At 34.6% G+C, this 14,265-nt stretch carries 11 protein-coding genes; 7 read left to right on the top strand and 4 right to left on the bottom strand.

Annotation, left to right across the window (positions count from 1 at the left end; genetic code table 11):
- The first annotated feature begins 13 nt into the window (after nt 1-13).
- On the top strand, nt 14-961 hold the full coding sequence (locus tag V7O64_RS03130; RefSeq protein ID WP_407356577.1) for a sugar nucleotide-binding protein: 948 nt from the start codon (nt 14-16) through the stop codon (nt 959-961).
- 199 nt (nt 962-1,160) lie between these two features.
- Here the strand turns inward: V7O64_RS03130 and V7O64_RS03125 are convergent, their stop codons facing one another.
- Nucleotides 1,161-2,729 (bottom strand): transposase, encoded by a 1,569-nt coding sequence (locus V7O64_RS03125; RefSeq protein ID WP_407355124.1) that lies wholly within the window; start codon nt 2,727-2,729, stop codon nt 1,161-1,163.
- 160 nt (nt 2,730-2,889) lie between these two features.
- Here V7O64_RS03125 and wecB point away from each other — a divergent pair, with 160 nt between their 5' ends.
- The 6 genes from wecB to V7O64_RS03095 all read left to right on the top strand — a co-directional run bounded on the left by wecB (nt 2,890) and on the right by V7O64_RS03095 (nt 10,053).
- Nucleotides 2,890-3,924 (top strand): non-hydrolyzing UDP-N-acetylglucosamine 2-epimerase, encoded by a 1,035-nt coding sequence (gene wecB, locus V7O64_RS03120; protein WP_407357248.1) that lies wholly within the window; start codon nt 2,890-2,892, stop codon nt 3,922-3,924.
- 29 nt (nt 3,925-3,953) lie between these two features.
- On the top strand, nt 3,954-5,141 hold the full coding sequence (locus tag V7O64_RS03115; RefSeq protein ID WP_407356576.1) for a glycosyltransferase: 1,188 nt from the start codon (nt 3,954-3,956) through the stop codon (nt 5,139-5,141).
- Nucleotides 5,142-5,199: 58 nt separating this feature from the next.
- On the top strand, nt 5,200-6,387 hold the full coding sequence (locus V7O64_RS03110; RefSeq protein ID WP_407356575.1) for a glycosyltransferase: 1,188 nt from the start codon (nt 5,200-5,202) through the stop codon (nt 6,385-6,387).
- Nucleotides 6,384-7,502, top strand: a complete 1,119-nt coding sequence (locus tag V7O64_RS03105) for a glycosyltransferase family 4 protein (protein ID WP_407356574.1) — start codon at nt 6,384-6,386, stop codon at nt 7,500-7,502. Before V7O64_RS03110 ends, V7O64_RS03105 begins: the two co-directional genes overlap by 4 nt.
- 11 nt (nt 7,503-7,513) lie before the next feature.
- Entirely contained in the window at nt 7,514-9,385 is a 1,872-nt protein-coding gene (locus tag V7O64_RS03100; protein ID WP_407356573.1) for a hypothetical protein, read from the top strand.
- A 134-nt stretch (nt 9,386-9,519) separates the two neighbouring features.
- Nucleotides 9,520-10,053: an acyltransferase gene (locus tag V7O64_RS03095; protein WP_407356572.1), complete on the top strand. Its 534-nt coding sequence runs from the start codon at nt 9,520-9,522 to the stop codon at nt 10,051-10,053.
- A 63-nt stretch (nt 10,054-10,116) separates the two neighbouring features.
- Here V7O64_RS03095 and V7O64_RS03090 read toward each other — a convergent pair whose 3' ends face one another.
- From V7O64_RS03090 to V7O64_RS03080, 3 genes are all read right to left on the bottom strand, one after another.
- Nucleotides 10,117-11,376: a flippase gene (locus V7O64_RS03090; RefSeq protein ID WP_407356571.1), complete on the bottom strand. Its 1,260-nt coding sequence runs from the start codon at nt 11,374-11,376 to the stop codon at nt 10,117-10,119.
- Nucleotides 11,377-11,585: 209 nt separating this feature from the next.
- Nucleotides 11,586-12,518 carry an SDR family oxidoreductase gene (locus V7O64_RS03085; RefSeq protein WP_407356570.1) on the bottom strand — a complete coding sequence of 311 codons (933 nt, stop codon included), beginning with the start codon at nt 12,516-12,518 and terminating at the stop codon, nt 11,586-11,588.
- Nucleotides 12,515-14,212 carry a nucleotide sugar dehydrogenase gene (locus V7O64_RS03080; RefSeq protein WP_407356569.1) on the bottom strand — a complete coding sequence of 566 codons (1,698 nt, stop codon included), beginning with the start codon at nt 14,210-14,212 and terminating at the stop codon, nt 12,515-12,517. Before V7O64_RS03080 ends, V7O64_RS03085 begins: the two co-directional genes overlap by 4 nt.
- Between the last annotated feature and the right edge of the window lie 53 nt (nt 14,213-14,265).

Below are 14,265 nucleotides of genomic sequence, written 5' to 3'. Positions count from 1 at the left end.
GGAAGTATGGATCATGCACAAAAACGTCGTTGTTCTCGGTGGCACGGGTATGTTAGGATCAATGCTTGTTGATTATCTCTCGAAAAAATCAGATATAACCATTACAGCAACTGTCAGGAACAAAAAAACAGCAGAGATGCTAAACGATAAATTTCCAAATGTAAATTGGAAGGTATTTGATGCGACTTCCCCTAATCTTGCAGAAGCCCTAAATGTAATTAATGGAAACGAATGGATCATCAATGCAATTGGAATAATAAAACCATTGATCCATGATGATAATGCTTTTGAGGTACAGCGAGCAATTCAGATTAACAGTATATTGCCTTACGTTCTTTCCCAAAAAGCTCAAGAAAACAACGCAAAGATATTGCAGATTGCAACCGATTGCGTATATTCAGGGAATCGTGGAAGTTATGTTGAAACAGATGTTCATGATGCTCACGATGTATACGGAAAGACAAAAAGCTTAGGTGAAGTGCATGCGCCAAATGTTCATCATATTAGATGTTCAATTATAGGTCCAGAACCTAAAGAATTTAAGTCTTTACTGGAGTGGTTTTTGGGCCAGCCACCTAATGAGCAACTGAATGGGTTTATAAACCATAGGTGGAATGGAATCACAACATTGCATTTTGCCAAGATATGTTATGGAATTATAAGAAATGATATCGAATTATCGAATGTTCAACATGTCATACCCAATGACGAGATCACAAAATTTGATCTAATCAAAGCTTTTGCTAAAATATACAAAAGAGAAGATCTCTCAATACTGCCTGTTGAAACAAAGATATCAATAGACAGAACAATCTCAACGCAGAATAAGGTGCGGAATCAAAATATCTGGGAATTTGCCGGATATAATAACATACCATCAATAATCGAGATGGTAGAGGAATTGGCCAGTTATGATTATAATTTCTCGATTAATGATGATGCAAAAATTTCAAGCATATAATAACTATTCATAATGGTGATATCTTGGCTGAATTAAAGGTTATGACAATTCTTGGAACACGCCCGGAATTGATCCGTCTATCAGAAATTATCAAAAAATTGGATAGGCATAGAGCCTTAACCATTAATGCTCTTTACTCTTTAATTTAACAATAAATCTCTTTTATCCTTTCTTTTCCTTAAAATTTGCTTTTAATGACTTAAAATTCGAATTTTCTAAAAGCACTTTGTGATCTTATAAGATCATTTCTTTGTACTTTGAAAGCAGTTAATGCTGTCAATAATGCAGCAATGTTGCCTATGGTCACAAACATCCTTGCAGCTTCTATGCCTCTAGTCAGCGTTTTTGAGCGATTATACCCAACAACTTCAAATGAGTTCTTACGTTCGACTGTAGTCCTTATGTCATATATTTTTTGAAGAAGAGGATGATATTTTCTTGGAATGAAATCTGCTCTGAAATGGTTACCCCTATCACTTTTCAGAATATTTCCCACACTATTGGATCTTGCAGCTATTACTGGAATTATCCCCCGATTAATGACTTCAATATTTGATCTATAGCTATCTGGACCTGCATCTGCCAATAGAATAATTGGCCTTCTTGACTCTGGTAATTCAAAGTTTCGAACCGTTTCCTGAAATACAGTATTATCATTTTTACTTGCATCAACTGCATCCCAATATACTGGCAATCCAAATAAGGAATCTACAATACAAGTATCAGTGTATCCAGTTCCTGACAATATATTATATGCTCCTGATCTTTTCACATATTTTCCAGAATCAGGATCTGAAGTCAGACCTGTTGATCTATTTTTAACTCCATTGCAATTACATTTGATAAAACGTCTATCCCATGTCCATATCTTATCAGCGATCAATCCCAGCTCTCTGCATTCCTGGATCAATAGTTGTGCATATTTCAAAAGATGGACTGAAACCTTATCTAAACCTCTTCTGTAAGATGATAATGATAAAATGTCATTGTTGTGAATTCCTATTTCCTTTTTCATTGTTCTATTTTGATTATAATCTCTTATAAAGCCTTCAATATTAGGATAAGCAAGTTTACATCTTGCAATTTCCAATTTAACAATGTTTCTCATATTCAAAACTTCTGATTGTGGTTTGTATGCCATATCCTTTTGAATAGAATCATAAAATTCATCAACAGAAGGGTTTAAGACAAAAAGATGATTCAAATATCCTTTGAAGTTTCCATAAGAATTAAAGGCCATTATTTGGTTTAAAGGTATATCTTCATTACCTTCGACATAATTATTCGTGGTTCTTGGAAGCTTTTTATATGGCAATTTGATTTTGTTTTTGATAATATTGATATTTTCTCGTGAAAAATCAGTGATCATTCTTTGGAATATATGCAACAAGCGCCGGTTTGATGCAAGTCTGCATTTTTTACTTTTCACATCTGCACTTACAACAGATATTTTAAATTTTTCCGGATTGTGTAAGAATTGGTCGATGATGGAATCTCTTGATTCTTTATTCTCAATTGGTTGTGAATAATCGCTTAAAAAAGATTGATCTAAATAAAATGATCTATATTTAAGTGCTTTTGCAATTGGTTTTGCGAATTTGCCAAACAATTTCTGATATATTTTCTGCCCTTTTAGAGTTTTCAAACTAATTTTTATGTTGCTCGATATTTGAGGAAAATCATTGAATTGTAATGCATAAATTTTATATTCTTTAGAGATTATTGTAAACATGGTTATGCCTATATAGAGCTTATTTTTGGGTAACAACTTAAATAATGCTTTAATTAGGCATAATCCTTTCTATTAGTGTTCAATTTCGTTTTTAAAGTCAAATATAGTAAATTTATTATGAATAAATACATTATAATGTATTAATTGGCTATAAAAGAGATTTTAGAGTAAATGGTTAAGGCTCCATACTAATCATATTTTTGTTCATACAAATCAAAATTTTGATTATGAGTTAAATGAGATATTTTTCCAGGAATTTGAGATAAGGAAACCTGATTATCTCTTGAATGTGAAAAGCAATTCAATAGGGAGTCAGATTGGGAAAATTGTAGCTCAGACAGAAGAAGTTCTCTTAAAGGAAAAGCCAGATGCCATTCTGATATTAGGTGATACAAATAGTGCTCTTTCCTGTATTATTGCAAAACGGATGAAAATACCTGTGTTCCATATGGAAGCAGGTAACAGATGTTTTGATGACAGGGTTCCAGAAGAAATAAATCGAAGGATTATCGATCATACTTCAGATATAAATCTTCCCTACACTGAGCATGCAAGAAGAAATCTTCTGCGAGAGGGGCTTGATTCTGACAGCATCTTTGTGATAGGCTCTCCACTGAGGGAAGTCCTTGAAAAACATGAAGATAAAATTGATAGTTCAAATGTACTAGATGAATTGGGACTTCAAAATGGAAAGTATTTCTTACTGAGTTTTCATAGAGAAGAGAATGTTGATAACGAACGCAATTTGCGGAATATTATCAACACTCTAGAGGAATTGGCACGCAAATATGCTTTTCCACTAGTGATATCTACTCATCCACGTACACATGTAAAGCTTAAGCAGCTGGAAATATCTGATAATGAATTGTTTAATTTCCACAAGCCTTTTGGAATGTTTGATTATGTCAAATTACAAAAAAATGCATTTTGTGTCTTGTCAGATAGTGGAACAATACATGAAGAAGCAGCCATTCTGGGAATACCTGCATTAGTTATCAGAGAAAGCACTGAAAGACCCGAAGTTTTTGATACAGGTAATGTTATCCTGACGGGTATGGATACCTCGACTATACTTCAGTCAATTGATGTTGTAAGGAAACAATTTGAAGAGAACGTGGTATTCTTAACCCCGGAAGCATACCAGGATACAAACACATCCGATAGGGTATTGCGGTTGATTATTGGAATGAGCAAGCTTGTCCGAAAGAAAAAATATTATTTTTCAGATTAAGTAAAACATGCAAAAGGTACTGTGAATTCATGAAAATACTTGTAGTCCAGGAATCAGATTGGATCGAAAGAGGTCCACACAATAGTCACCATATAATGGAAAGGCTCTCTGCAAAAGGTCATGAGATCAGGGTAATAGACTATGAGATTCTCTGGAAGGAAAAGAATACTGAAAAGGGTTTGATTTCTAAAAGAAAAGTCTTCCACAAACAACACAAATCCATTGATAATGGAAATATAACAGTCATAAGACCTCCCATAATCAAGCTTCCTGCTTTGAATTACATCTCTTTGATATATACACATCACAGAGAAATAAAAAACCAAATTGAGTCTTTTAAGCCAGATATTATCGTTGGCTTGGGACTTTTGAATGCTAATATTGCTATAAGACTGTCAAAGAAAAACAACATTCCATTTGTGTATTATCTTATGGACGTCTTGCATAAACTTGTTCCACAAAGCTATTTCCAGTCTCTAGCCGCTCATGTTGAAAGAAAGAACATGAAAACGGCTGATAGAGTTATTTCAGTTACCGAGGGTCTCAGAGAATACTCAATATTGATGGGTGCTGACAGAGAGAAAACAGAAGTAATACGCACAGGTATCGACTTCAACCACTTCAAAATTGATACTGATGGAAATGAAATCAGAAATAAATATGGAATAAAGGATGAAGAAATAGTTTTGTTCTTTATGGGGTGGTTATACACTTTCTCAGGCCTTAAAGAGCTTGCTTTAGAAATCACCAGGCTTCCAGAACATAGTAAAGTAAAGCTCTTAATTCTTGGTAATGGTGAGCTGTGGGATACTCTTCAAGATATCATAAACAAACATGACCATCATAATAGGATCATTTTGGTTGAATGGCAACCTTACAATGATGTCCCCAAATACCTCTCAGCGGTTGATATTTGTCTGCTACCAGCCTATAATAATGACACAATGAAATACATTGTTCCTATTAAAATCTATGAATATATGGCTATGGGGAAACCCGTAATATCAACAGAACTCTATGGAATGGTAAAGGAATTTGGATATGATAATGGAGTCATATATGCTGAGAAAACGGAAGAAATACTGGAAGCTGCACAAAACTTGATTGAAAATGATCAACTAATTTCTGAGGGTAAAAAAGCTCTAGCAGTTGTTGCTGATAACTGTTGGGATAATATTTCTGAAGAGTTTGAAAGATATTTAAAATCAACATTATAATTTATATTATGAATTACACCTGTTTACAGTAGCACAAATTAGCATAAAAAGAGGGAAAATGAAAATATTACAAGTAACAAATTTCTTTAAACCTTCATGGGAGGCAGGTGGGCCAGTTCGAGCTACTTATGAATTATCCAAAAGTTTAATTGAAAAAGGAAACGAAGTAACCGTTTACACAACAGATGGTTTCAAATACAGGTTAGATGTAGAAAAGAACAAACCAGTATCTGTCGATGGGATAAACACTTATTACTTCAGAAATGTTTCATTGTACTTGTCAAAAAAAATGAACCTCCCCCTGCCTTATTTTGCTCCAATTGTAATTAAAAAAGATATTAAAAAGTTTGATGTTATCCATATACATGAGTACAGGACTTTTTTGGCTGTTGTCATCCATTATTATGCAAAAAAGAACAATATACCATACATTCTTCAACCACGTGGATCATTGCCTTTGTTAGGTAAAGAAAAACAAAAAAAAGTTTTTGACTCCTTATTTGGTCGCTCTATAATTGACGATGCAAAAATGATAATTGCATCTTCAGAGCATGAATCATATCATTATTTAAAGAGCTTTCCTAATTTAAATCCGGAGAAAGTTGTTCATATACCAAATGGTATAGATGTAAAATGCTATCAAAATCTTCCAAGAAAAGGGACATTTCGAAGTAAGTTCATGATTGACAGAAATGATAAAGTTGTACTGTTTTTGGGGCGCATTCATGAAATTAAAGGCTTAGAACTTCTAGTGGGATCATTTAGTAACTTAATTAGCATTTTTGAAAACACAAAGCTTGTTATAGCCGGACCCGATGACGGCTATCTAGCCAAATTAGAGGGTTTTGTCGAAGAACTAAATATCAGTGATAATGTAATTTTTACAGGTCCTCTTTATGAGCAGGATAAAATAGAAGCATTGGTGGATGCAGATGTTTTTGTATTACCTTCAAAATATGAATCTTTTGGAAATGTTGTCTTTGAAGCATGTGCATGTGGGACTCCAGTGATAGTAACAGATCGTTGTGGAGTTTCAAAGTATATGAATAATGATTTGGGCTATGTTATTGAATATGATAAATACAAATTATCTGATGCTTTATTCGACGTCTTGTCTAATTCGAAATTTCAACACAAACCAGACTTTAGTAGCAATGGAATAATGAATTTTCAATATAGTTGGGAATCGATTTCATCAAAAATGATACATGTGTATTCAAAGTTGGCAGGGGATAAAACGTTATGATAAAGAAAAATATATGCATTGTTACGTTCGCTATAAGCAAATCCGGTATAATTCCATTATCTAATTCTGTAAATATATTGAATTCAATATGTGAAAATACTTTTCTTATTTCTGTAAATGAAGGATATACACACTTTAAAACTGATCAAAGAATAAATACAGTTGGAATTATGCACAAAAAAGGATTAAACATATTTACACGAATTTCAAGATACATCTATTCTCAAATCAAAATGTCCTATTTAATAGCAAAAGTCAACGGCAAAGCAGATATTTTTCTTTTTACTATTGGGGGTGACACATTATTATTCCCCGTAATAACCGCAAAAATGTTTCGGAAGAAAGTGGTAATTGCTTTTGCAGGTTCCTCATCACAATGTCTTAAATTTGCAGATGACAATTCATTTAAGTATCTCAGCATCTTATCAAAAATAAACATATCAGTTGCAAATAGAATAATAGTTTATTCAAATAGCATCATCCAAGAGCTTGATCTACAAAAGTATGAGTATAAGATTGATATTGCTCCTGAGCATTTTATTAATTTTGATAAATTTACCGTGGAAAAAAGCTACAATCAAAGAACTAATTTAGTTGGATATGTTGGAAGATTTAGTGAAGAAAAGGGAATAATGAATTTTGTTGAATCAATTCCTTTAATCTTAGAACATGTAAATGTTAATTTTCTATTGATAGGCGATGGACAACTACGGGAGAAGATAGAACATTATATTCTAGCCAATAACTTAAGCAACAATGTAAATATAACTGGTTGGATAGACCACGATGAGTTACCAAGCTATTTAAATAAATTAAAATTAGTTGTCGTGCCTTCTTATACTGAAGGTCTGCCTAATTTAATGCTTGAGGCAATGGTATGCGGTACACCTGTACTTGTGACTCCAGTAGGATCGATACCCGATATAGTTATTGATGAAGAAACGGGTTTTATTATGAAATGTAATTCTCCAGAATGTATTTCAAATAATGTGATTAGAGTTTTAGATAATCCTAATATTGATAAGATTATACAAAACGCGAAAGTTAAAATTGAGAATGATTTTTCATATAATGCTGCTGTTGAGAGGTATAGAAAAGCCCTTGAAAATATTTAAGAGCGGTTATAATGAACAAAGCAAAGATACTTGCAAATCGAGAATTCGATGAAATTATTGCTATACTAGGAATCGTTTTTTCGGTTGCTTTAATTGCATATATGATTTTAAATATTGGTCGAATCATATATGTTTTAACAGGAATTTTTACTCTTATTTCATGTATTCTTTGGATTGTTATTAGAAAAAATGCCTCTTTGGAAGTCTTTTCCCATACAAATTTTAAAACTGTAAATCTTGCTTTAATATCTGCTGTAATTATAGTCTTTATATTTTGTGTTTTGTCTTTTTTTCTAAGATCCAACTTATATGAAAGACCAATAACATACTTCTTGTTTATTTCTTTAATGTGTTGTTTTGTAACTCTCCAAATACTATATAGCAAAATCCCTTCATACTTAGTTCTTTTTCAAATCATAGTAATTGGATTAACTATCACATTATCTCAGTTATTGCTTTTTCCAGGTTTATTGGGAATAGATCCTTGGGTTCATCAAATGTTCACTTTGGATATAATAAAATTCCATACAATCCCGGACGGGAATGTTTACTCTAAATTGCCACTTTTTCATTTGTTTGTAGTTTTCAGTTCATTAGTTACAGAACTTGATTATAAGTACAGTGTTATTTTTTCATTAACATTAATACAAACTATTTGTAATACGACTTTTATTTATTTAATAGGAAGGATGTTATTTAATGACAAGGTGGGTTTATTAGGTTCACTAATGCTTATAATTGCAAATCATCATCTTTTCATGATGTACTCTCCTATTCCAAATTCATACGCAACTACATTAATTTTGATTTTGTTTTACACTATGTTAAAGATAAAACCAGAATTCCCCTTTATATCTACAATAATCTCAATAATGCTTATATTTGCTATAATTTTATCTCATTCTGTTGCTGCATTATTCATGTGTATATGTCTTTTTGTTTATTGGTCTTCAACTCAACTACTCCGTATACGCACCTCAAATAAAAAATATCCTATTTCTCTTACAATCACACTTACAGCTATAATTTCTATGCTCGCTTGGTGGTCGTTTGCTTCGGGTCATATTTATTCATTAACTGAAATGATTAAGTGGGGTTTTAGTAGAGATTACTTTATTAAATCTCCTGACTATATTTTGGAAGCCGTCAATTCATTACCGATTGCAGAAGAAATTTTTAATAACGTAGGTATGTTTTTGTTTTTTGCTTTATCATTCATTGGGTGTTTCTATATGATTTCCAAAAAATACGGAAATCAAAATACTTTTGCAATTTCAGTTGTAGGATTTACTCCTTTGTTTTTGGGTTTTTTTTCATTAATTACTCAACGTGGAATTATTGAAGATAGATGGTGGTTTTTTGCTCAAGTATTTTTATCTATACCACTTTCGGTTTCTTTATTATTACTTTATAACAGCTTCCGTAATAAGTTTATGAGGCACAATGTGATACCAATTTTAATTTTAATTATTTTCATGTTTTCATTTTCATTTGTTTTAGTTATGTCTCCTAAAGCAAATATGGATAACAATGTGTTTTCATCTAGTAGTTCATACAGACTCTCTTTAACAGAATCAGAGATACAATCATTATATACGATATCTGAAAAGTCTGATTCCAGTATTGGTGTTGATCAATATTTAATCCTTGCAAGCTTTTTACCTTTAGATATACAAGTGATTCCTATTAATGAGGAAATTGATAGTGGAAATTTTAATGAAACTAAAGTAGAATTAATTTTGGTTCGAAATTATATTATTGATAATCCCTTTCAGCTTTACACTAGCACTTATAACTTAAATTACAATCCACTCATAGAACTGGAAAATAGGAAATTTAATAAAATATACCAAAGCAATTCAGTGAATATAATTAGTAAATAAAGATTTGCTGTAATTATAAGCATTAATACATGTGTTCCTAAATATAATTAAGTTTACTGTGTTAGACTGCATTATAGCAATCTCAAAATAGCTTGCATAGAGTCTTTAGTTGAATTAACTAAAAAGAGGGTTTTATGGGAAATAAAAGATACGATTATGGTGATAACTACTTAGATTTGATGCTTTGGTTGTTATATACATATTTATTATGTAAAATCCCGTTTTTCTTAGGCATAAAAATCAGGAGAGTTTTGCTAAAAATATTATTTAAGAATCTGGGTAGTAATACTACAGTGTCTACTGGATGTAAAATTTCATATCCACAAGGTGTCGAACTGGGAAATAATGTAGGCATTGCTCGTGATGTTGTGCTGGATGGACGTGGAGATATTAAAATAGGTGATGAAACAATAGTGGGGTTTGAATCTATTATTCTTACAAGCACCCATAGATATGATCGAACAGACATACCTATTAAACAACAAGGTATGTATTCTGCTCCGGTCATTATTGAGAAAAATGTTTGGATTGGTGCAAGAGTAATTATTTTGCCGGGAATTACAATCAGTGAAGGTGCTATAGTAGGAGCAAATGCAGTTGTTACTAAAAATGTGATGCCAAACACAATCGTAGGAGGGATTCCCGCTAAATTCCTAAAAAACCGGTAATTAGCTGAACTGCTTAGATTATCTTATCCACTGAAGTATATGAACCTTGGAAGGAGCTCATGGTTAGATTTTTAATGCCCAAACTCTTTTTACAAAATATCCGATTAGGATAAAATGCATCACTGTCAGTAAAATCAAGGACGTTGAGCTTGCAAGAGCTGCACCAACAATACCATATTTAGGTATGAATAGTATATTTAACATAATATTTATAGCAGCGGATATTAAAGCAACTTTGTAAGAAAGCTGTACATATCCAATACTCGAATAGAAGGTGCCTATTGAATTAAAAGCTGAATATATTGTATATCCCACAAGTAAAATTATTAGAGGACTGTAAGCAGGTAAGAAAACTACTTCAAAGATGATTACTATTAATGTTTTTCCGAAAAGTATCAAAAGTAGAGTAATAATAAATGAAATTAAAAGTGTTTTTGGTGGGACACTTTTAAGCAGTTTTAGTATGGACTCGTATTCTTTTTTTGCATAATTCTTTGCAATTATAGGATTGGTAACACTTTGTATAGAGCTCGAAATGAGTGTTATCCCTTGAACAAAAACAAGCGCCACAGTATAAAACCCTAATTCAGTTTCATTCAAATAATAGCCAATCATGAGGCTATCAATGTGAATATATATATATCCAATTGAATTTCCGAGGACGACATAAAAACCAAAGCGGAGTACATCTCTTAGAATGTCGGTTTTAAAGAATGACCAGGTGGGATATCTAAAATGCGATTTAATAAAAAGAACAGATAACAATCCTACGGCTATCGTTGGCAACACAAAACCAAAAACAGCTCCAGCTATATTCATATTTAAATATAATACGAGAACAATTGACGTCACCAGCATTAATACATTAATAGATATATTTAAAAGAGCGAAGGCTTTCATGTTCCGAAAACCATTTAATACTCCCACCGTAGTTTTATATATTGCTATAAATGGAAAAGCGATGGCTGTTATCTTTAAGGGTTCATACATTTCGGGTATATTGAAAATATTAATAGAAATTATTTCCGATAGCATGAAAAGAAATATTCCCATTAAAGAGCCAATGATGAGAGAAATAAGCAGCCCTGATGATATATATTCTTTAGCTTTTATCAAATCATCGCTGAATTCTGCAACATATTTCGTCAGTGCTGCACCTACCCCAAATGCTGAAAATTGCATTCCCAGTAAATATATAGTATAAACCAACGTGTAAATTCCCAGCCCAGAAGGTCCCAACTCTCTTCCAAGCACTATTCTCAATAACAAGTGAGATAAAGAGGCAGTTGCAAGGCCTATGAATGCCCATTGGACATCTTTCATTGTTTTGCTGGAATTAAAACCTAACATATGACTACCTATTATTATAAATGAAAAAATCCATGAAAATTATAATGTTCATCCTAAATCTGTATATCCTAGTTCAGTATACATTAAAATAATTAATTTTTCGGATTGGTATTAACAACTGTGGACAAAAGTATACCTTACATATAATCTTCTAAAATCATGGAAAACACGATTTTTCTCTTTTATACGTTATTTAAAAACCACTTAATCACATCTGATAATTCATCCTTAAAATCACCTCTAGAATCATACCCAAACTTTCGAGCCTCAGATATATCCGCAAGCGAGTGTTTAATATCACCTGGCCTTGAATCAACATACTCCGGTTTAACGTCCTTACCAAGTATCTCATTGACATAAGAAACCAGCTCATTGATAGTGATTCGCCTTCCACATGCAATATTGAAGATGCCTGTTTGGTCTGATCCGCACGAAAGTATGTTGGCGCTTACAACGTGTTTAATGAAACTGAAGTCCCTGCTCTGCTCCCCATCCCCAAATATTACGGGACTTTCATCGTTCATTATAGCAGTTATAAATTTAGGGATTACTGCTGCGTACTGTGAAGTGGGATCCTGCCGGGGACCAAATACATTGAAGTATCTCAGGCAGACGGTAGGGAGTCCGTAAAGTTCCTGGAAAACTCTGCAATACATTTCTCCGGTAGCTTTTGTGATGGCATAGGGAGATTGTGGATTTACTGGCATGTCTTCTCTTTTAGGAAGAGTCGGAGTATCGCCATAGACTGAGGACGATGAAGAAAATATAACTTTTTTGATGCCGCTGTCTTTTGCTGCGATCAGGACTCTCAGGGTTCCGGTGACATTTGCTTCGTATGAGGCAAAGGGATCTTTTACACTTCTTGGGACACTGGGGATGGCCGCCAGGTGGAACACATAGTCTTTTCCTTTGAATATCTCAGTCAGGTCTAGGTCAACTATACTGCCACGGATGATTGTGAGGTTCTTGTTGCCCAGGAGATGCTTGATGTTATCGATTTTGCCCGTTGCTTCGTTATCAATGACTGTAACTTCATTTTCTTCAAGCAGCTTTTCCGTTAGATGGGATCCAATGAATCCCATCCCGCCGGTTACTATTACTTTTTTATCCTTCATGCCAGCACCTGGGCGGTAGCGAGCTTCAGTTTGTCATCCTGCTTCTTTTTCTGGACTTCCTTCTTTATCCTCTGAATGTGGCCTCTTCCAAGACCCTTTACTTCACAGCCAAGTTCGAAGTATCTTCTGATCTTATCGTCAGACAATATCCCAAAGCAATCTATAATGGCAAGGGGTCCACCTGACATTTTAACAATTGTATCGGGATCCAGATCAAGGTAGTCTTTATGAGGAACTGCGAGGATCAATGCTTCAATATCACTGATAGCCTTTGTAAAGTCCTTCTCTATTTCCAGTTGCACTAAACCTTCCTGATTCCTGAAGAAACGTTTCCAAGACTGGTTTGTTACAGGGTAGGTATCCTGGCTTTCAAATTCATACCAGTGGTCAACATATGGATCATGCACACGCATCTCTGCACCCATTTCCGTGAGTTTCCTCACCACAGCTTCACTGCCGCTGTATCTTGTGTCGCCCACATCCTGGCGGTAACTGGCTCCGCAGATAAGTACGTCTGCTCCGGCTATGTAGCGGTCCATGTTCCTGAGGGCATCCCTTGTAAGTTCTGCTACGTGCAGGGCTCGAGTGTCGTTAACATCTATTGCTGTGGGGGTGATCTTGAAGATACTGTCCCCGTCTTCAAAACCCAGAATGTGCTTGTATGACCAGTACCCAAGTCCTCCGTCCTTTGGCAGGCAGTAGCCGCCAATTCCGGGGCCGGGGAATATAATGTTGCTGTGGGTTGGGCGCATCTTTATGGCGTTGATAACTTTTATCAGGTCAACTCCGTTCCGCTCAGAGAACATGCTCCACTCATTGAGGAATGCAAGGATGGTTGCACGGTATGAGTTCTCAACTATCTTTGCGGTTTCTGATTCAATGGGACGGTCCATAACTGTGAGAGGATAATCCTTTGTGTTCAGTACTTCACTGAGGAACTTCTCCACTTTATCTCTTGCCTCATCTGTGCATCCTGCACACACTCTCCAGAAATCCCTCACACTTGCAACGTAATCCTTACCTGGCATCACACGCTCAAAACTGTGTGAAAGCAGAGGTGTGGATTCAATTCCACGCTTTGCAAAGGCCTTTTTAAGAATTGGAAGTGCAACGAATTCAGTTGTTCCGGGAGCAACGGTTGTTTCAATAAGTACAAGGCATTCCGGACGGATGAGCTCTCCAATGGTCTTCATGGAAGACTCAAGGGCAGCCATGTCTGCCTCACCGTTCCTTACATTCCCAAGCTCACATTTGATGTAATCGCACTGAATGTCCACAACCACAACATCAGCCAGTTTAAGGCAGTCATTGTTATAGGTTGCTGTAAGTGTTTTTTCCTTCAGGACACAGCGGTCTATAAGCTCATCCACTTCTTTGTCCTCAGATTTTACAGGGGAGATACCCCTGTTAAGCAACGGTATCTTCCAGTAACTGCGGGTACTGGGTCTCTGACAGCCAATAACGAACTTGCTGTAGTTGCCGTTCTCATCTTTGGTATCTGCAATGATAGCAGCCATCACAGCACCGACAAAGCCGACACCCATTACAACGACTATCTCTTTTCCTTCACCGCGAGCCTGGTTTACCAGATCCTCTATTCTTTTTAATTCTCCGTCATATTCCTCTTTTTTTGGAAGAGGGAATTTCTCTCCGGAAGGGCTTATAGAATAAGCGTTGTTATTTCCGTTGTTCATATTAGTACCTCGATTTTTGAATTTCTGGAAGTTTGAGAAAAGATCAGATTGAA

The sequence above is a fragment of the Methanolobus sp. WCC5 genome, from assembly GCF_045690325.1.
In the GTDB taxonomy this organism is placed as follows: Archaea; Halobacteriota; Methanosarcinia; order Methanosarcinales; family Methanosarcinaceae; genus Methanolobus.
The sequence above is the reverse complement of the archived record's forward strand: the minus strand, read 5'-3'. Positions and strand labels throughout refer to the sequence as shown.

Bases quoted from the DNA above. Each gene is read 5' to 3' on its own strand.
- V7O64_RS03085 (WP_407356570.1), bottom strand. From the start codon at position 12,518: ATGAAGGATAAAAAAGTAATAGTAACCGGCGGGATGGGATTCATTGGA.
- V7O64_RS03115 (WP_407356576.1), top strand. From the start codon at position 3,954: ATGAAAATACTTGTAGTCCAGGAATCAGATTGGATCGAAAGAGGTCCA.
- V7O64_RS03090 (WP_407356571.1), bottom strand. From the start codon at position 11,376: ATGAAAGATGTCCAATGGGCATTCATAGGCCTTGCAACTGCCTCTTTA.
- V7O64_RS03095 (WP_407356572.1), top strand. From the start codon at position 9,520: ATGGGAAATAAAAGATACGATTATGGTGATAACTACTTAGATTTGATG.
- V7O64_RS03130 (WP_407356577.1), top strand. From the start codon at position 14: ATGCACAAAAACGTCGTTGTTCTCGGTGGCACGGGTATGTTAGGATCA.
- V7O64_RS03100 (WP_407356573.1), top strand. From the start codon at position 7,514: ATGAACAAAGCAAAGATACTTGCAAATCGAGAATTCGATGAAATTATT.
- V7O64_RS03110 (WP_407356575.1), top strand. From the start codon at position 5,200: ATGAAAATATTACAAGTAACAAATTTCTTTAAACCTTCATGGGAGGCA.
- V7O64_RS03105 (WP_407356574.1), top strand. From the start codon at position 6,384: ATGATAAAGAAAAATATATGCATTGTTACGTTCGCTATAAGCAAATCC.
- V7O64_RS03080 (WP_407356569.1), bottom strand. From the start codon at position 14,212: ATGAACAACGGAAATAACAACGCTTATTCTATAAGCCCTTCCGGAGAG.